At 54.4% G+C, this 19,152-nt stretch carries 13 protein-coding genes and 3 pseudogenes; 5 read left to right on the top strand and 11 right to left on the bottom strand.

The window, feature by feature from the left end:
- From istB (ACOERD_RS12175) to ACOERD_RS12150, 6 genes and pseudogenes are all read right to left on the bottom strand, one after another.
- Entirely contained in the window at positions 1–762 is a 762-nt protein-coding gene (gene istB / locus ACOERD_RS12175; RefSeq protein ID WP_419739187.1) for an IS21-like element helper ATPase IstB, read from the bottom strand.
- Positions 749–2,257, bottom strand: coding sequence for an IS21 family transposase (istA, locus tag ACOERD_RS12170; RefSeq protein WP_419737605.1), 1,509 nt, complete (start codon positions 2,255–2,257; stop codon positions 749–751). Before istA (ACOERD_RS12170) ends, istB (ACOERD_RS12175) begins: the two co-directional genes overlap by 14 nt.
- 561 nt (positions 2,258–2,818) lie before the next feature.
- On the bottom strand, positions 2,819–4,438 hold the full coding sequence (locus ACOERD_RS12165) for a PLP-dependent aminotransferase family protein (protein WP_419739186.1): 1,620 nt from the start codon (positions 4,436–4,438) through the stop codon (positions 2,819–2,821).
- Positions 4,422–5,417, bottom strand: a complete 996-nt coding sequence (locus tag ACOERD_RS12160; RefSeq protein ID WP_419739185.1) for an MBL fold metallo-hydrolase — start codon at positions 5,415–5,417, stop codon at positions 4,422–4,424. Before ACOERD_RS12160 ends, ACOERD_RS12165 begins: the two co-directional genes overlap by 17 nt.
- 114 nt (positions 5,418–5,531) lie before the next feature.
- On the bottom strand, positions 5,532–6,512 hold the full coding sequence (locus ACOERD_RS12155) for a LuxR C-terminal-related transcriptional regulator (RefSeq protein WP_419739184.1): 981 nt from the start codon (positions 6,510–6,512) through the stop codon (positions 5,532–5,534).
- A 119-nt stretch (positions 6,513–6,631) separates the two neighbouring features.
- Positions 6,632–6,715, bottom strand: a pseudogene (locus ACOERD_RS12150) (IS6 family transposase); the annotation flags it as partial.
- A 79-nt stretch (positions 6,716–6,794) separates the two neighbouring features.
- On the opposite strand from ACOERD_RS12150, the pseudogene ACOERD_RS12145 reads away from it, so the two are divergent.
- Positions 6,795–7,477: pseudogene (locus tag ACOERD_RS12145) on the top strand (IS6 family transposase).
- 115 nt (positions 7,478–7,592) lie between these two features.
- Here the strand turns inward: ACOERD_RS12145 and ACOERD_RS12140 are convergent.
- The 4 genes and pseudogenes from ACOERD_RS12140 to ACOERD_RS12125 form a co-directional block, all read right to left on the bottom strand.
- Complete coding sequence (locus ACOERD_RS12140) at positions 7,593–7,838, bottom strand: hypothetical protein (RefSeq protein WP_419739422.1); 246 nt, start codon at positions 7,836–7,838, stop codon at positions 7,593–7,595.
- 339 nt (positions 7,839–8,177) lie between these two features.
- Positions 8,178–8,528, bottom strand: a pseudogene (locus tag ACOERD_RS12135) (TniQ family protein); the annotation flags it as partial.
- Positions 8,528–9,382 carry a TniB family NTP-binding protein gene (locus tag ACOERD_RS12130; protein ID WP_419739183.1) on the bottom strand — a complete coding sequence of 285 codons (855 nt, stop codon included), beginning with the start codon at positions 9,380–9,382 and terminating at the stop codon, positions 8,528–8,530. The gene ACOERD_RS12130 and the pseudogene ACOERD_RS12135, both read right to left, overlap by 1 nt.
- The gene (locus tag ACOERD_RS12125) at positions 9,360–11,015 is read right to left on the bottom strand and encodes a transposase (RefSeq protein ID WP_419739411.1); all 1,656 of its coding nucleotides are present in this window, start codon (positions 11,013–11,015) and stop codon (positions 9,360–9,362) included. The genes ACOERD_RS12130 and ACOERD_RS12125 overlap by 23 nt, the downstream gene beginning before the upstream one ends.
- A gap of 185 nt (positions 11,016–11,200) precedes the next feature.
- Between ACOERD_RS12125 and ACOERD_RS12120 the strand changes: the two genes are divergently transcribed.
- Positions 11,201–12,382: an ISNCY family transposase gene (locus ACOERD_RS12120; protein WP_419737631.1), complete on the top strand. Its 1,182-nt coding sequence runs from the start codon at positions 11,201–11,203 to the stop codon at positions 12,380–12,382.
- A 654-nt stretch (positions 12,383–13,036) separates the two neighbouring features.
- On the opposite strand, the gene ACOERD_RS12115 is transcribed toward ACOERD_RS12120, so the two are convergent.
- On the bottom strand, positions 13,037–13,201 hold the full coding sequence (locus ACOERD_RS12115) for a hypothetical protein (RefSeq protein WP_419739182.1): 165 nt from the start codon (positions 13,199–13,201) through the stop codon (positions 13,037–13,039).
- Here ACOERD_RS12115 and ACOERD_RS12110 point away from each other — a divergent pair.
- From ACOERD_RS12110 to istB (ACOERD_RS12100), 3 genes are all read left to right on the top strand, one after another.
- A complete protein-coding gene (locus ACOERD_RS12110) occupies positions 13,194–14,936 on the top strand; it encodes an IS1634 family transposase (RefSeq protein ID WP_419737624.1) in 1,743 nt (580 codons plus the stop codon). The two genes, ACOERD_RS12115 and ACOERD_RS12110, sit on opposite strands and share 8 nt — an antisense overlap.
- Before the next feature lie 327 nt (positions 14,937–15,263).
- Positions 15,264–16,772 carry an IS21 family transposase gene (gene istA / locus ACOERD_RS12105; RefSeq protein ID WP_419737605.1) on the top strand — a complete coding sequence of 503 codons (1,509 nt, stop codon included), beginning with the start codon at positions 15,264–15,266 and terminating at the stop codon, positions 16,770–16,772.
- Positions 16,759–17,490 carry an IS21-like element helper ATPase IstB gene (gene istB, locus ACOERD_RS12100; RefSeq protein WP_419737606.1) on the top strand — a complete coding sequence of 244 codons (732 nt, stop codon included), beginning with the start codon at positions 16,759–16,761 and terminating at the stop codon, positions 17,488–17,490. The genes istA (ACOERD_RS12105) and istB (ACOERD_RS12100) overlap by 14 nt, the downstream gene beginning before the upstream one ends.
- The last annotated feature ends 1,662 nt before the right edge of the window (positions 17,491–19,152 follow it).

The raw sequence follows: 19,152 nt of genomic DNA, 5'->3' as shown, positions 1-19,152 counted from the left end.
TCAACACTCCGAAACAATCGCTGGCGAAAAAAGTCCGTGTAGTGCCTTTTGGCAACCAAGGCATAATAATATCAATGACTTATACGAAAAAATGTCGGAAGTCAGGAGAGCAGTGGTCATTTTGGCATCTGTGAACACACTCGGCCATTCAGCAAATGCGAGGTTGGTTGTTAGCAGAATAGACGTTCGCTCGTACAGTTTGCTGATGAGATGGAAGAGTAATCGTCCACCAGACTCTGCGAACGGCAGATAACCGAGTTCGTCTATAATCACGAGGTCGACGCGGATCAGCTGCTCGCTGAGCCGCCCGGCGTTGCCTTCGCGATGTTCAGCCTCCAGCTTGTTCGCGAGATCCACAGCGCTGAAGAACCTGACCCGCCGGCGGTTATTGACCGCGTGGCCCCCGATCGCTGTTGCGAGATGCGTTTTGCCCGATCCGGTTCCACCGACCAGCACGCCATTCCTGGCCTGGTCCATAAAATCGCCGTCATGAAGATTGCGCACGACTTCCTCGTTGACGGGGCTGACCGTGAAGTCGAACTCAGGTAAGGACTTGCAGACCGGGAACTTTGCGGCACCCATCTGATACCGGATCGAGCGCGCAGTCTTTTCGGCCAGTTCGGCCGTGAGGAGTTCGGCCACGACCTGTTGGGGCCGCCAGTTGTTTTTGGCTGCGGCCTGCATCACTTCGTCAAAGCAGTTGACGATGCCTGGCAACTTCAGTTGACGGGCAAGTTCGAGAATTTCCTTACGCAGTTGCATGGGAGCCTCCAAGCCTGTCATAGCGAGCGCAATCCGCGATCGGTGCCATTTTCAGCTGCAGGTGGGCAGGCGGCTCAATCGCCTTTGGCGGCGGGGGATTGGTGCGCCGAGAGACAATGTTCAGGATCGCATCGGCCTTGCGCAGGCCAGATTTTAGAGCTTCTTCGCAGGCAGCCTCGACCACATCAATGTCGTGCTGGTAAGCAGCGAAAAGAATATCGGCAAGTTGCCGGTCTCCGTCGGATGTGCCCCGCAGATGGGTCCAGATCTGCGTCATTGCCGGTGGTAGGTCCCAGTCACGGAACGGTGCTCCATTGCGCAGAGCGCCAGGCTTGCGCTTGAGGACGGGCACATAGTGCCAAGGGTTGAAGATCGTTTTTCCTCGGCCGAAGCACCGTTCGTGCTCTCCGACAATCTCACCGTCTTGGCGCAGGACAATCCGCGTGGCGTAGACCTGCAACTGGACCTGACGTCCAACAGCTCTTGCCTCAACGCTGTATTTGTTTCTTTCGAAGTTGATCAGGCAGGTTCGGCTCACGGCGACCGTCTTTTCACGGAACCCGACGAAGGGCTTCTGCAGATGCGTCAGCAGCGGCTTTTCCTGCTGGAACTCCTCCCAGACCGTCACCTCCAGGTTTTCCGGATGCCGCAGTTCTTTTGCGCGTTTGATCGCGTCTTTTTGCAGCCGGGCATTCAATTCATCGAAGTCGGCCACCTCCAGACGCGGTGTAAAACTATAGGCGCGGCTCTCCTTGACCAGATTCTCAACCTGACCCTTCTCCCAACCGGCCGCGCGCGTACAGGCGATCGGGTTCACCAGATGATGAGAACACATCCGGGAGAATGCCTTGTTGAACTTTCTTTCCTTGCCCGACAGGATCGCATCGACGGCGGTCGTCATGTTATCGTAGATCCCGTTGATGCAGCCTCCACCAAAGAATTTGAAGGCCTCGTCGTGGGCATCAAAGACCATCTCCTGCGTCTCGCGCGGATAGGCAATGGAGAATGGCATGCGGCTATGGCAAAGTTTGAAATGGGCAACCTTCACGGTCGTGAGTGCACCGTCCATCAAAACCGTCTCCACACTCCAGTCGAACTGGTACGCCTCCCCAGGATCAAAGATCAGCGGGATGAACGCCTGCGCCTGTTGTCGGCCGTGCGCAATGCGCCAATTCTTTGTGTAGCGTCGAACACTGTCATACCCGCCGCCAAAACCATCATCGGAGAGTTCCTTCCAGATTTTGGTCATCCGCTTGCGGTGTTTCTTCGGAAGCGCCTCGTTCTCCTCAAGCGTTTCATCCAGACGCGCGCGCCAAGGCCCGAGCACCGGGTATGGCTGCGATTTGCGCTCATATTTGAACTCCGTCACTCCCGATCGGATTATCTTTCGAACCGTTGCACGGCTCAAATTGAGCGAACGGCAAATTTCCTTGATGCTCTTTTTTTCGATCAGGTGTAAGCGACGCACTTTTCTAATAGTTTCCACGCAAATCATCCCGCTTGCCTCTCCATCGACTGCTCAATGAAAAGGATGTCTACAACCATAGGGAGGGGTCAAATTTGGACGCCGATTTCCCCGCTTAGGGGGTCAAAATTGCACGCTTTTCTACAGTCTATTCGGCCCCAAATCCACCAAGCTGGACTGCACAGCGGTTGTTGATGGGGTAGATAGAACAAGCAGCAATTGCGAAGCGAAAGGTACAGATGAAAAAAACTTGGGTACAGATTCAGTTGACGGTAACTTATTGAATTTTGTTATATATTTTTGCTTTCGGGCATCAGTTACATTAGGCTCAGTTGCACTTTTAGCGTCTCTACCGATAGCATCACTGCCTTTTCTTCTCGAAGCACGGTTCTAATTCTTAGCTAGCGGCAGAGCCGAAATACATCATTTCAAGCTTTAGACTTGACTGCGGCAACTGTCGCCGATTCTTCGTCGAATACATAAGGCTCCGAGATTGCGAGATCGCCTCGGTTAATGCTTCGCGACCTGACCCAAATTGATATCGGACACGGCAACGAGATGATTTGTCGACATCTGTTGTGTCGGGACATGTCAAGTCTCGCGCACGCTCAAAGTTTCGGTGTCAATTGCTTGCCGCAGCTCTCTCAGACCAGGTTCGATCAGGTTGGTGTTCACTGCCGCAAGCCCCAATCGGAACGTTGTATCGCCGTAGGGTGCGATGGAAAAACAAGGGTCAGATGGCTCAATGACCACACCTTTATCGCGCGCAATTTCCGCGATACGCGCCGCTTTCCTTCCTGCACGGCTGCGAAAAAAGAAATTGGTGCTGCCGAATTCCTGCTGCACTTCGAAATCCGGGAACAGATCATTGATCAATTCCGACGCCACCGACCATCTTTGGCCGAAAGTTTCGTGCAGCCGCGATCTCAGGCGTTCGTGATATCCAAAGCTTAGGAAGAGTGAAGCAGTGTGCTGGAGGATAAGGGGTGCGTGCCGAATCATCATACCGCGCATCGCGCGTGCTTCACGCACCAACTCCTCTTGAGCCACGAGATAGCCTAACCGCAATCCCGGTGCGAGGCTTTTGGAAAGGCTGCTGGTATAGATGACACGCCCCCGGGCGTGTCCGCTGTAGAGAGGTGGAAGGCTCTTGGGGTTAAAATCCATATCACCTTCGTAGTCATCTTCGATGATCAAAAAATCCTCACGATCAGCCACTTCGAGAAGCTCTGCCCTGCGACGTGCGGACATCGACAAGACCGTTGGTAGTTGTCGATTCGGCGTCACAAAGACCAGATCACACCCGGCAAGCTGTCTATCAACAACCAGTCCTTCTTTGTCGACAGGAATATATCGGACTTCGTCAAATGTTTGTTCAAAGATGTTGCGGGCGTCGGTATAGCCCGGATCTTCCATGGCCACGATACGGCCAAAACCCCGCAGCAGCGTGGCAATAACAAAGATCGCTTGTTGCGCCCCCATCGTGACAAGCACATTCTCGGGTTGGGCCGAGATGCCTCTCATGGGCAGCAGCCTGGTGCAAATCTGTTCCAGAAACGCCTCGGAATCCAGATATTCGTTGTCACTCGTCCAACGGCTCAGATCGCGGGAATTCATTGCCAGTCTTGTGCATTCCCTCCATTCGGACAGTGGAAATTTATTGGACGCGATCTGATTGCATACAAACGGATAGGTGTAGTTTGGCCAGTCCAAGGGTCGCGAGATACATCCCGCAGTCGATGGCAGGCGACGGCGTGTGATACGTTCTACGATGTTGGGCGAATTGATGTCGTCCTTTGCCGAGCGCGGCGGCTCCATACGGTTGACATCGAGGGCGACGAAATACCCCGACCTCTGCCTGGACAAGATCGCCCCGTCATCCATGAGCTTCGAATACGCGCCCAGTACGGAATTGATGGATACGTTAAGGTCACGGGCCAGCGCCCGGCAAGATGGCAGTTTAGCACTTTTGCGCAAAAAACCATTCGCGATCAGGTCGGCGATGCCTGCGTGGATCTGATCGCGAATGCCAAGCGGCTTTTGGCGATCCACGGAAATCGAATTTAAGATAGACGTAGTTGAGCGCTGCACGACGGTTCGACCGACCCCGTCGTGCCGGTGCGTCACGTCGGGGTCGTTTCGGCCAGAACCGCAGTCGCTATCGGCAACAGAACGTTTCAGACTATTGGTTTTCTTAACTGGTATGGGCATGGTTTCCGAAGTAAAGAAACTCCTTGGACATTCCCTTTACTTCACCGGCTTCGAGTTTCAGCGACGCACTGTCTAGCATCTTGTAGCTCTTCTGACCCTTGACCCATTCATCCGCGTCCTGGAGCGTTGTAAGCGTATAGGACGTGGTCTCACTCAGATAATGCGTTGGGATGACGATGTTGGGGTTAAGGCGTTCGACGATGTCGTTACTCTGCTGGTAATCGAGAATATGCTGCGACCCGTCAACAGGCAAAGTTAGCACGTCCACACGGCCGATCGCGTCCCAGAATTCCTGTGGCGGATTGTGCCGGTTGTCGCCCCAAATCAGGGTGCGTATTCCACCGGTCTCGACAAGATAAACGACCATGTCCATGTGACTGACATTATCCGGCGGGCAGGCATTTACGCCGAATTCGCCTAATGCATTTGTCCAGTCGTACCAACCAGGAGCACGGCACACATGCTTGTCTGCAAATCCTGTGATCTTCAGATCCGCAAACTCGAAATTGCCAACCATCCGGTCGAGGACCATTGTCGAGACAGGCCGATGAATGGCGTCGTGGTCAAAATGCGTGTGGGTGGACATGCAGATGTCTACCGGAGTTTCCGGGAATTCGTCCTTGAACCACAGGCCCCAAGCCCCCGAAGGATCGTCGCGCCATGGATCGAACAGCACGGTCGCGCCGCCGGGTGAGGTGATCTTAATGGCGCAATGCCCGTAGAAATCAACGCCAACGGCGCCATCCACTGCATGACCGGTGGTCGCTTGTAGGTCAATTACGTGGTTGTTGTTGCCCGGCTGCGTCCAGTCCGTCGACTGCGCCTTGGCCGATGTTGTGCTCATCAGGCTTGCCGCGCCACCAACACCGGCGGCGCCGGCCGCCAAAAAGAAAGAACGACGCGACAGACCGGGGGCCAGATCGTCGGTGTTTCCGTTCCTAAGAGTAGGTTGCAGGTTCAGGTCTTCTTTTCTGTCCATGGATTCCTCCCTTGCCGACACCATTTTTGGTGTTCGCAAAAAGGCTAGCATCGAAATGGAATTCCTAGGCATTGGAATACCATGGGTAAAACATGGGGGATTTTCCCATGGTGACTAGCGCAGCGCCATTAGTTCGGTGCGAAGGTTTTTGCCCGATTTCCGCAACCCCAACTTGTCTCGGATGTTGTTGCGATGAAATTCAATCGTGCTGTACCCGCGCGACAACACACGCGCAATATCCTTGGTTGAGTGCCCCTGAATTATAAGCTGCGCAACATCCTGCTCTGAAGGAGTAAGTTGCTCGAACACTGTCAGCAAATGCCCGGACATGTCTGTGGTAATTTGGCTCAGGTTGGTTTCGACCATTTGCACATAGCTTGTGGCCGTCGGGTCATCTTCTACGCGTGTGCGTAGTTTCGTCAAAGCGGGTAGCACCATACCCTTGATCTGGGCAACAAAATGCGCGTCATATTCATCGCGCGACCGTTCTACCCGGCGCAACAGGACCTTCAAAGCAGCGTTGGATTCCTCTAGGTCGCGGGTGCGATTCAACACCCGCCGTTCTGTATTTTCGAGCGTGTCTTTCAGCGCCCTCTCAAGTTGTTTGCGCCGTTCGATCTCGACAAGAAGAGACAGGTCCGCCTCAATAACGCGGGCAAATTCCTCCAGACCACGGCGAAACTTCAGCGCACGCGGATTCTTGCGACGGTCCAGCACACAGATCGTTCCGAAAATCGACTGATCAGGCCAACGCAGCGGATATCCAATGTAAAAGCTCATCCCATGTTCCAGATCGTCATTGTCAGCCCAACGCGGGTCAGCGCAGGCGTCTTCGACAACAAGCTCTCCATTTCGGATAACTGAATCGCAATAGAGCTTTTCGTTAAGGGTAAATGTAAGACCCTCTTTATACGGGTGTGTATCGGATGAATTGCGCAGATATACGGAATGCTCTGGCGCATTGGTTATCATTACAAGACTGGCAGGTACATCGGCCAGATTTGCGATGAGGTCGACGATACTTTGCCAATTCCGCCGCGTTTCGGCAGGAATTTCTGGCTTCAAGCTGCTGATGTCATAATCAGACAGTCGCATTTTCCCTCCCGATCGGTCCGGTTGACGATCTTGAACTTCGGGTATTGGTATGAATCAGTCAATTAGGATGTGTCGCAAACTTTTTAGATGGCAGAGCATCATTGGGATCAGTGGGCAGTTTAGCCTGCCAGTTGGACGAACTGCTGAACCGGACGTAGTCTGGGCGTGAATTGTCCTTCGCGGATCATGTTTACCAATTCTAAGTTCTGTCGCAATTTATTCCCACCTATCAGACTGAGTGTCGTTTTGGTAGCGCATGCTCAGATAAGAAGAGAGCAGACCGTGGCGATCTCATTTAAGGGCGTGCATTTTTCGAAAGACTTGATTTTGCACGCGTTTTCTTCTACCCGCGCTACGGTGTTTCATACCGGGATCTGGAAGAAATCATAGCAGAACACGGTGTTGACCTGGGTCACGCAACTTTAAACCGCTGGGTAAGCCAACATGCCGGTCTTTTTGCTGATGTCGCGCGCTGTAGAAAGCGTTTCGCGGACCGTTAATGGCGCATGGATGAGGGCTATGCAAAAGTGAAGGGAGAATGGGTTTATCTCTACCGGTCCATCGATAAATACGGCAAGACCCTGGACTTCATGCTATCCAAACGCCGGAACAAAGCTGCAGCTACAAAGTTCTTTGCCCGGATGCTTGAGGTCAACGGCCTTCCGAGAAAGATTGTCATTGACAAAAGCGGAGCTAACACGGCTGGCGTCAAAGCCATTAACAAGATGCTGAAGGGCTTTGGATGCCCGATCCCCATCGAGATGGTCAGGCGGAAGTATTTGAATAACATCGTGGAACAGGACCATCGCTTCATCAAGAGACGCACTCGACCGATGCTAGGGTTCAAGGCCTTTGCTTCAGCGGCGGCTACACTGGATGGAATCGAAGTTGCGCACATGATCCGCAAAGGCCAAATCACGCCCGGAATCTGCCCGTTTCGTCAATTTGCAGAACTGGCGGCATGACCCGCGGGTTCGGCGTCAACTCTTCCGTTGTCATTGTGCCCTTAATTACTGGACGCAGACACATTGCCGGACATTTAGCCCGGTTTTGTGCCCTTTATTCTCGGATATCCACAGGCTAGCCGCGGCTTTTCTCGAGGGTGCGATCCGCACATCGGAGCAACTCCGCACGGTCCGCATTCACACCGAGTTGTTCGATAGCTTTTTTCGCCGCTGTCAGAAAATCGGGGTCAGGTGTGTTGTTGGATTTTTGTGTAGGGAACCAGGCCTTCTGAATTCTACGATCATCTTTCGGCGGGCTCGGCAGGCTGACAGAAAGGTGAACCAGTTGATCCAGAAAACTACGCTGGACAGGGAATGCCATGCGCAGCCTATCTCGTGCGGTGGGATCACGATGCATCGCAATAGATACGGCCACCAATGGTCGCGTCATCAATAGGTGAACGGCAACGAGCATAGTATATCGGTCATGGCGGGATTTGGAGCAGAGCTCCGCGTGACGAAGCTCTGGCGCAAGAACCCGTACCACCTGTAGCGCCAAGTCCATTTGCCGACCAACACGCTGACTTCCGCGCCAATACAGTTGCTCCAACCACGCAGCGCCCTTTGAAGCTCGGGCTTCCAACCGTGACGTAACTTGAAACTCTTCATCTGGCGCCGTGCCGAGAGGTAATAGTCCTGTACCGCAGGAATTACAGACCATAGACCATGCGTAGCGCCAATGACGCAGAGAAATGCCAGGCACTTTTTGCGTGCAAGTCGGACAATGTTGAAAGTCTGAACAGGATACACACTCGACTGGAAATTCCGCGCGGCGGACGAGCGACATGGCCTGCACGTCACTCGACGGCAAACGAGCCAGAGCACCAAACCGTTTGATATTTGCGCCTCGCAGATCGTGACTGGTCTCCGGCGAGTGTTCGCCCGAAAATCCGATATAGCCAAGCAATTCAGGAACAGAGCAATAGTTGGCAGCAGCAAGTCGGCTGACCCAACTAGATAACAACTCGTCTTGTAGCGGTGGTGGACGCCTCGGCAACGGAGAAGGAGGCACTAAAACGCTGGAACCGGCTGTCTTCGGATGTTCCAGCTGTGCTTAGCCCAGATTGGTTGCCAGGCTTGAACAGCCTCATCCGTGATACGCTCCTCGCCTGTCTCGACAGCGTCTATCGCAAGCGCCTTGACCATCGTGAATACCCGCGAAGTAACACCGCCAGTCACACCCAGAATGGTCCGAAGCGAATACACACTGAGGCTGGATCCGCGCTCCAATTGCATCGCGGCGATCAGCGTCTGGATGAGACGAGAGAACTCGATATCGTCCTCCCAGAGAGGCAAGAAATGCTCGTCCAGTCGCCGGGCCAGTTGTTCGTCGCCGCGAATGGCGTCGACCGCTTCATTCACACCAAAGACGACGAGAGATGCACAGAGATCATTGGCGAGGAACCGCAGCATGTTCAGGAAACGCCGTTGCTCACGATAGCTGCCCGCCAGCAAGTTATGGACTTCGTCGATCATGATCATCTTCAGGTCCATGTCGCGCAAATGGCTGAGGGCACGAACCTCCAGTTCGGATACGGTATGCCGGCCCCACATGGGCGCGCCGATCGATGCCAGAATGTGCTGATAAAAGCGCCTCTCATCAGGTGCTGGTGGTGCCTGCAGTAATAGGATCGGTGTTCGGGTAACACCAATATCTGCTTCGTATTGGGTTGGGTACAGACTTTCCATACGCTTAGCGATCATGGTCTTTCCTATCCCTGAACTGCCGTAAACCATAAGGCCCGGCATCCGGGACTGTTTTGGCATCTCCATGAGAGAAGTCAGCCTGTTGAGAACAATATTTGCACGGTCGAATGCGATCCACCGGTCACTACGGACTAAATCAAGTCTTTCGTTTGTTTCCATAAATATCATCTATCGGGTAAGTAGGAAGATCCGGATTACTGGTATCGATCGCGAACATCTCGCGGGATGGATCGCGTTTGGTTTTGTCGTTAGGAAGTCGCGCTTGACGTTCACCCTCCAGCCGCACCGCCAGGGTTTTCTGCTTGGCCGCGTGCGCGATGCGCCTTTGTTCTTCAATAATCTGAAATAGCATCGACTCCGGGATCGTCCCGCCTTGGCGCTCGTGAAATATCGCGCGCGCACGCCGCGACTCCCAAAGCGAAATCCGTGGCCGCGACAGGTTCTTGTAGCGCGCTACTATGGTCCGTCCTTCGTCATTTACAGCCCAAATCTGGGACATATCGCGAGGGTCGTACTTGACAGTAACCTTCCCGACTCCACGACCGATCATTGGACCAAATGCGTCGCTCCAATAGCCGACAGAAAACAGCTTGATCCCAGTTCGAGCGAGACGCCGACGTTCGAAAGGAAGGAAGCTGATGCGAAACGCCTCGGTATCGACAACCTTTCTGCCTACGCCCGCACCACCGAGGTCTGCCCAGGCCGCCAGCGGTGCTCGCCCTAATCCGCCGTGGCGGGTGTTGTGATAGCGACATATCTCTAAGTGCAGCCAATCCTCGAACTCCTCCATTGTCATTGCCGCATTGTCCGAGCTGTCGTAATCCCTCCTGTTCTTGGAGGATGATTGCGTTGTTCCCGGGAGTACATGAATTGCGCCCATGGTTGTCCCTATCAAACGTTCGATATGGCCGCCATAATGCGCGCGACCTGGTGGCCTGTACTCGATTGAGATTCCCCAATCCGCACAGGCCGACTGGAAGGCGTCGCTGCGGAAATCCCGCCCGTTGTCAATATGAACGGCTTGCGGAATCCCAGCGGCAGGCCAATACAACTTATCCAGTATCTCTGGCGCACGGATCGACTTCGTTCGCACGCAATGGTGCAGACACAAACCGATGGACAAGACGGACGGAGTATCGAAGCTCACATGTACGCCCAGAACAACGCGGGTCGCGACATCGATTGCGAGAGTCAACCAAGGTCGCCCCAAAGGCTTACGTTCGAATTGATCGACTAGAATAATGTCAGCCAGAGTGTGATCGATTTGGACGACTTCCAAGGGGCGCTCCACGTCCAAACCCCCTACCCTCGGATCGAAAGCCTGCCTCGCCGTCTTTGCGCCTTTTCGTTTCCGCATCACCTCGCGTTGATCCATAGCGTCGACACGCGACTTGATCGTACGCCGAGTGGGAGGCCGATATCCTCTCGCCGCGCACTCTGCCCGGATCTCGTTGACGATCCTCAGAAAACTTGGCGGTTCTGGAACGAGGTAGTGTTGACGTAGTACATGCTCGATTATGCTTTCTACATCCGGTTCCAAGCGGCGTGAGCCATGCTTCGGACCACGTCGTTTGGGGAGTAAAGAGCTCGCCCGCCCATCGTTGATCTTAAGACGACGGTAAAGGTCCCATGCAGTGCATCTAGAAACGCCCATCATGTTGGCCGCTTCCAATAGCGCCGGTCCTATATCCTGCCCTGCCTCCTCAAGTTCCAAAATTGGACGCAACACGTTGGCCCGTTCAACCGCGAGCGCACTTTCTTCTGGGTTCTCTAATTCATTAGACAAGATCATCCCCACGCGACTTATCCACAGGACACACCGTCCAGGAATTAAGGGCACAGTCCGGTAATTAATGATACAGTCCAGAAATTAAAGGCACAACCAAGCACTGATTTTGTTGTCGCTAACACGCGATATGTCCGGTGTATGTAACATGCGATCTGTCCGGTTCTATTCTGTCTCTGAGAGGAGGCGTTATGAACCGAGCAGAAGTGTTACAGGAAGTTCGACTGATGAAGTTTGAAGATGTGTATTCGCGGCGAAGCGCGAACAAGCTGACGCAAGAACAGGCGGCTGAGATACTGGGTGTATCCGTGCGCACCGTCAGGCGTTGGGAGGATCGATTTGAGGCGGATGGTGCAGAAGGTCTGTACGACCGTCGGCTTGGCAAACTGGCCAACAATCGTGTTGCCACGGATAAGGTCATGGAGATGCTTGAACTGTTTGATACCAAGTACTGGGATTACACGCCGAAGCATTTCCACGAGAAGCTGGTGGCCCACCATGGTTTCACACAGAGCTACAACTGGGTGCGGCTTACACTGCAGCGCCACGGCCGGGTTCAGGCAGCACCCCGACGAGGTGCCCATCGGCGCAAGCGGCCCCGCCGTCCGATGGTTGGCATGATGTTGCATCAGGACGGCTCCAGCCATGAATGGGTTCCGGGTCAGTGGTGGGATCTGATCGTCACCATGGACGATGCCACCAACCGGGTTTATTCGGCATTCTTTGTCGAGGAAGAAGGGACGATGAGCAGTTTTCAGGGGCTGACAGAGGTGATCGAGGCGCAAGGTCTGTTTTGCTCGCTCTATGCCGATCGGGGCTCTCATTACTGGCATACGCCCGAAGCGGGCGGCAAAGTGGACAAGGACAATCTGACCCAGGTCGGGCGCGCCTTGCAGCAACTCGGCATTGAGCTGATCCCGGCCTATTCACCGCAGGCCCGTGGACGGTCTGAACGCATGTTTGGCACGTTCCAGAACCGATTGCCGCAGGAACTGCGGTCCCATGGGATCACAACCATTGAAGAGGCCAATCAGTTCCTGAAAGAGGTCTATCTTCCCGAACACAATGCCCTGTTTGCAAAGGAGCCGGAGGATACGACCTCGGCCTTCGTGCCGTTTACAGGCAATGTGCGCGACACCCTGTGTGTGCAGGAAGACCGCGTCGTCGGCAACGACAATACGGTGCGCTACAAGGGCCTGGTCATGCAGATCGCGGCAGACAGGCACCGTCATCATTTCGTCAAGGCGAAGGTCAGGGTCCACGAATACCCCGATGGTCAACTGGTCATCTTCCACGGCCCGAGATGCATTGGCCGCTACCAGCCTGACGGATCACCCATCACACAGGAGGATAGCAAACACAAAGTCGCGTGACCCGCTTCGACGTGGCGCGAACGCGGTGGCCCAAATCTACGGTCGCCTACGGCTCCCTCCGAATTGGGCCACCGCGCAATCAACTGAAGCGGACAATTGGCATGTTACCTACACCGGACAATTCAGAATGTTCTCGACACCAAGCACTGATTTTGCTCAACTTTCTAAAGTCAGCGTCCAGTAATTAACCGCACAGTGACAAGCGTCATGGCCTGCAGTTTGCGCAATGCGACCCTAGTGGTGTGCAGATCCGCAAGCTTCCTTGGCTGCGATAAAACGACGCAGTTCTGAAAGGAGTTTCTGAAGTTGTGAGCGTGTCAATTTCTGCTGAACATTAACATTGTGATTGCTATCGGTACCGCAGATGTCCTCGAAAAGGCGACAAGGCAGCTGTGACTTCGAGCGACTTCGCGGTCGTGTTGCAAGCCATCACACGGCAAGCCTAGAAAGATGCGGGCGTAGCGGATGAAATCGTGCATTGGCTGAATGAAAAGTTCCTGGATAGTACGGCCGAAAAAGTCCGTTTCTTAAGGTCAGGTTTCATAGCCAGTGGATGACACTAGCAGTAAGGTTGACTGCGGAGAAGACGGCTGTGGGGCAGCGATCATAATGTGTCACAACATGCCTGCAATCCTTGAGCTTACCAAACATGATTCAATACGTTTGCACCGTTTCCTGACTTCCGACCTTTTTGTTGATCTGACTGGGTTTTTGGTTTGTTTTCAGGTGTGGTTGCTCAGAGGCGCGTTGTAGTGCCCCATTATTATAAAAAGTATTGACATGGGCCTTCAGATGGCTAACCTCTTCGCCCATGTTCATCCGCACCAAACATGACGCAAAGCTCAACCGCACACGGATCCAGATCGTTGAATCCGTCCGCACCGGCTCCAAGGTACGCCAGAAGATCCTGCGCCATGTGGGTGTGGCCCATAACGACAGCGAGATTGAGGATATCAAGCGTCTGGCGGGCCGCTTGATGGAGCAATTACGCATTGATCGCTCGCCGCAAATGGAACTGTTCACGCCCACGGAATATGCCGATCTGCAGGCGCTGGTGCGCCGCGCTCCGCGGCCGGACAAGCTTGGCGTTGATCTTGCCGAGTGCCGTGAGGAGGCGCGGGTCTCTCTGGGTCTGCGGGATGTCATGGGGACGATGTATGACCAACTGGGTTGGGGGGCCCTTCTGGGGGCGGCGCGTAAAAGTGCCAATCGCATTGTGAAAGAGCTGGTTATGGCGCGGATCGCACAGCCCGAGAGCAAGCGCGCGACCGTGGAGGCGTTGGAGAACCAGGCAGGCATCACGCTCAATCTGGACGTGGTCTATCGGAGCATGGATTACATCAATACGCCGGTGATAGACGGGATTTGCAAAACCTCTCACGCGGCGGCAGAGAAGTTGCTGGGCGGGCCAGTGACCGTGCTGTTCTACGATTGCACGACCCTGGCCTTTGACACCGAGCGCGAGGACCCGGCCGAGGATGCGGACGGGGTCGAGCAGGATCATCTTCTGGCCAAGGGCTTCAGCAAGGATGGCAAGCATCACCGCGCTCAGGTCATGCTGGCGCTGATCGTCACCTCCGATGGGCTGCCTGTGGGCTATGAACTCTTCCCGGGAAACACCTGGGAAGGTCATACGCTGGAAGCTGCGCTGAAGGCGTTGGAGGGACGCTTCGACGTGGCCAGGGTCACGTTCGTGGCCGATGCCGCCATGCTCAGCAAGGACAACCAGCAGATGTTGCAGAACAAGGGTCTGCCCTACATCCTCGGCTATCGCATGAAGTCCGCCCCGGCCGCCGTGAAGGCGAACATTTTGAGCCCGGAGGGACGCCAGCCTTGGGCTGGACACGGTTCTGAAGAGGCAACCGAGAAGGGCTGGTACAAGGTGATCGACCAGGAGGGAGCGCGGGTCATTGTGACCTGGTCACCCACCCGGGCACGCAATGATGCCCACAAGCGCGACAAGGCAATCGAAAAGCTGCACAAGAAGCTCAAGCGCTCTCGCAAACCCGGCAGCTTCAGCAGCCGGGGATATGGCCGCTTCCTGGCCTTCCCCGACAGCGGGGACGTCACGCTGGATGATGCAAAGATCAAGGCAGCGGCACAATGGGACGGGCTGCATGCCATTGTTGTTCATGGTGCGGACGAACTGGAGGCACAGGACGTCATTGCCCGCTATCACCAGTTGTGGGAGATCGAAGCCTGCTTCCGCACCAACAAGCACGATCTGAAAATCCGGCCCATCTATCACTGGTCGCCGCGTCGGGTCCGGGCCCATATCGCCATCTGCTACATGGCCTTCTGCTGCCTGCAGCACCTGCGCAAGCATCTGGACCTGCTCGGACACCCGATGAGCCCGGCTCGTATCCGCAACGAGTTGAACGCATTGCAGCTCTCGATCCTGCGCCACAAAGGCACCCCTGACCGCTACGGCATGCCAAGCCATGCCACGGTCGATGCCAGACGCATCCTCACCTGCGTCGGCCTGACCTGGAACGAAGCCCCTTTCAAGATACCCCCCGGGCGCACCCGAAAAACTGGCCAGACCAAAGCCTGAGCTCCCTCAACACTCCGAAACAATCGCTGGCGAAAAAAGTCCGTGTAGTGCCTTTTGGCAACCAAGGCATAATAATATCAATGACTTATACGAAAAAATGTCGGAAGTCAGGAGCTTACCAAACATGATTCAATACGTTTGCACCGTTTGAAACGACGCTTGTCGTACTTCACGGTTGTCTTTCGTTGCCTTTCGACCTTGGATGTAGGCGTGTAGAAAAGCGTGCAATTTTGACCCCCTAAGCGGGGAAATCGGCGTCCAAATTTGACCCCTCCCTATGGTTGTAGACATCCTTTTCATTGAGCAGTCGATGGAGAGGCAAGCGGGATGATTTGCGTGGAAACTATTAGAAAAGTGCGTCGCTTACACCTGATCGAAAAAAAGAGCATCAAGGAAATTTGCCGTTCGCTCAATTTGAGCCGTGCAACGGTTCGAAAGATAATCCGATCGGGAGTGACGGAGTTCAAATATGAGCGCAAATCGCAGCCATACCCGGTGCTCGGGCCTTGGCGCGCGCGTCTGGATGAAACGCTTGAGGAGAACGAGGCGCTTCCGAAGAAACACCGCAAGCGGATGACCAAAATCTGGAAGGAACTCTCCGATGATGGTTTTGGCGGCGGGTATGACAGTGTTCGACGCTACACAAAGAATTGGCGCATTGCGCACGGCCGACAACAGGCGCAGGCGTTCATCCCGCTGATCTTTGATCCTGGGGAGGCGTACCAGTTCGACTGGAGTGTGGAGACGGTTTTGATGGACGGTGCACTCACGACCGTGAAGGTTGCCCATTTCAAACTTTGCCATAGCCGCATGCCATTCTCCATTGCCTATCCGCGCGAGACGCAGGAGATGGTCTTTGATGCCCACGACGAGGCCTTCAAATTCTTTGGTGGAGGCTGCATCAACGGGATCTACGATAACATGACGACCGCCGTCGATGCGATCCTGTCGGGCAAGGAAAGAAAGTTCAACAAGGCATTCTCCCGGATGTGTTCTCATCATCTGGTGAACCCGATCGCCTGTACGCGCGCGGCCGGTTGGGAGAAGGGTCAGGTTGAGAATCTGGTCAAGGAGAGCCGCGCCTATAGTTTTACACCGCGTCTGGAGGTGGCCGACTTCGATGAATTGAATGCCCGGCTGCAAAAAGACGCGATCAAACGCGCAAAAGAACTGCGGCATCCGGAAAACCTGGAGGTGACGGTCTGGGAGGAGTTCCAGCAGGAAAAGCCGCTGCTGACGCATCTGCAGAAGCCCTTCGTCGGGTTCCGTGAAAAGACGGTCGCCGTGAGCCGAACCTGCCTGATCAACTTCGAAAGAAACAAATACAGCGTTGAGGCAAGAGCTGTTGGACGTCAGGTCCAGTTGCAGGTCTACGCCACGCGGATTGTCCTGCGCCAAGACGGTGAGATTGTCGGAGAGCACGAACGGTGCTTCGGCCGAGGAAAAACGATCTTCAACCCTTGGCACTATGTGCCCGTCCTCAAGCGCAAGCCTGGCGCTCTGCGCAATGGAGCACCGTTCCGTGACTGGGACCTACCACCGGCAATGACGCAGATCTGGACCCATCTGCGGGGCACATCCGACGGAGACCGGCAACTTGCCGATATTCTTTTCGCTGCTTACCAGCACGACATTGATGTGGTCGAGGCTGCCTGCGAAGAAGCTCTAAAATCTGGCCTGCGCAAGGCCGATGCGATCCTGAACATTGTCTCTCGGCGCACCAATCCCCCGCCGCCAAAGGCGATTGAGCCGCCTGCCCACCTGCAGCTGAAAATGGCACCGATCGCGGATTGCGCTCGCTATGACAGGCTTGGAGGCTCCCATGCAACTGCGTAAGGAAATTCTCGAACTTGCCCGTCAACTGAAGTTGCCAGGCATCGTCAACTGCTTTGACGAAGTGATGCAGGCCGCAGCCAAAAACAACTGGCGGCCCCAACAGGTCGTGGCCGAACTCCTCACGGCCGAACTGGCCGAAAAGACTGCGCGCTCGATCCGGTATCAGATGGGTGCCGCAAAGTTCCCGGTCTGCAAGTCCTTACCTGAGTTCGACTTCACGGTCAGCCCCGTCAACGAGGAAGTCGTGCGCAATCTTCATGACGGCGATTTTATGGACCAGGCCAGGAATGGCGTGCTGGTCGGTGGAACCGGATCGGGCAAAACGCATCTCGCAACAGCGATCGGGGGCCACGCGGTCAATAACCGCCGGCGGGTCAGGTTCTTCAGCGCTGTGGATCTCGCGAACAAGCTGGAGGCTGAACATCGCGAAGGCAACGCCGGGCGGCTCAGCGAGCAGCTGATCCGCGTCGACCTCGTGATTATAGACGAACTCGGTTATCTGCCGTTCGCAGAGTCTGGTGGACGATTACTCTTCCATCTCATCAGCAAACTGTACGAGCGAACGTCTATTCTGCTAACAACCAACCTCGCATTTGCTGAATGGCCGAGTGTGTTCACAGATGCCAAAATGACCACTGCTCTCCTGGATCGACTGACACACCATTGCGATATCATCGAAACCGGGAACGAAAGCTGGCGAATTAACCACCGCGACTAACCTCGAAATCGGGGAATAAATTCAAAACAGACAGCAGGTCAAACCTTCAGTCGAGCTACGCTCTCTTTTCGGTTTGACCTGCTGTCCACCCCCTCCTGAATCAACCTAAACACGACCCCCTCAACGCCCCTCTTAGCTCCAAGGGGGGTCAAATTTGGACGCCGATGGGGGGTCATTATTCAATGCCGATTGACACCTGACAGCTTTGTTCGCCGACAGTGTATACATTCTGAGCGAAGGGAAGGTCTGGTCGTCAGGTACAGTGTGCGACGTTCTCAACAATGAGATGATGCAGCAGGTTTACGGTATCGGCTTACCGATCAGCACAATACCTTGGGGCGGGATGCCATTTGTTCTACCGCAGGCGATGATCTGAATTCGATGGTCCGTCCGCTTTTCAAATATACAAGATACCGTGAGCAGGATACCAATGGGTTCGGTGCGTACCCTGTTTTTCAAGATACATCCTCGGCTCAAAGCGGACATCCGACAATACGCAGGGATGCTGCTATGCGGCCCGTCGAACCAGCCATACACAGCAAGCGCAAAATCGCGTCACCTTCAGAGGTTGGCAACGCGGAGTTTGCAGCCGTCCGAATTTTTTACTCCAAAGGACCCCAGTCAGCCCAAAGCTGCCATTGGTCTAAAATGCGGACAATAAGGCTGCCGTCTCTCCTAAATTGGATTCACAAGTTTTTTGCAAACTTGGTTTTCGGGTCACATTTTATAGAGGAATTCGGTCAGGCAGGAGCCATCTTTACTTGCGTGAGTTACGGTGTCGGAAGTTTCGCCCAAAACAAAAATCTACCCTGCCTGAAAACTGAAGCCCTTGAAAATTAAAGTAGCGATCAACGGTATATCTATTGAAACGCCAGAATGAAAAAGGGTCGCCTAGGCAAAAGCGTTGTCGGGGGCTGAAGAACCGCATGACGCAACTGTGAGTTTACGCCATTTACAAAATACGCAGGGTTTATGCCTCCGAGCAACGGAGGTGCAAATGTTGACCGAATATCATGAGTTTGTGTTCACAGCCCTTTCTTTGAATCTTACTGTGATGATACGTAATCGGTAGTAGAATTAGAGCAGCCGCCGAGATGCGCGGCCTCTTCGCTATTTTCTCTTCAACAATAATTTTTGCGGATGTTCCAATTTGCTGGCAACTGGGGTTTGGGTATTACGCCCATAACCGGCCAAAGGCCCTGCAGCTACTAGGGTGCGGGTACAGGCTCAAATATCTCTTCAAACAGGATAGGCCGGGGCCGCCATGGGCACAGTATTGCTGAACTGCGAACGAAGCATTATTGGCAAATTGCGGTACAAGGCCGACCTTGCCTAAATGCATTGTTTCCCACGACCGCGGCCCTTCCTGCCAATCATTCGCTGAAAGTGCGATGCCGTCTCACCAGCGGGCCGTCGACTTTCAAAAGTCCGCAGTGAGGCTTTGTCTAATTTGATAAACCAGATCATCCCCACGCGACCGACCCATGGGACAATCCGTATTGGAAACAAGGACAAGCGACAGGAGGTTCGCGCCTGAACGAGTTTCCCACGGTTGGCTCGTGTCGAAGCACGGGACGTGACCAACACACGTGTCTCGCCTCGGTTAAAAACGCTGAATACTTGCGACAGAACCTTTGATCTGACGGTGTTCGAATTGGTCAC

The sequence above is a fragment of the Ruegeria sp. genome (genome assembly GCF_965199275.1).
Classification (GTDB): Bacteria; Pseudomonadota; Alphaproteobacteria; order Rhodobacterales; family Rhodobacteraceae; genus Ruegeria.
This window is presented reverse-complemented; position numbering and strand designations above follow the sequence as displayed.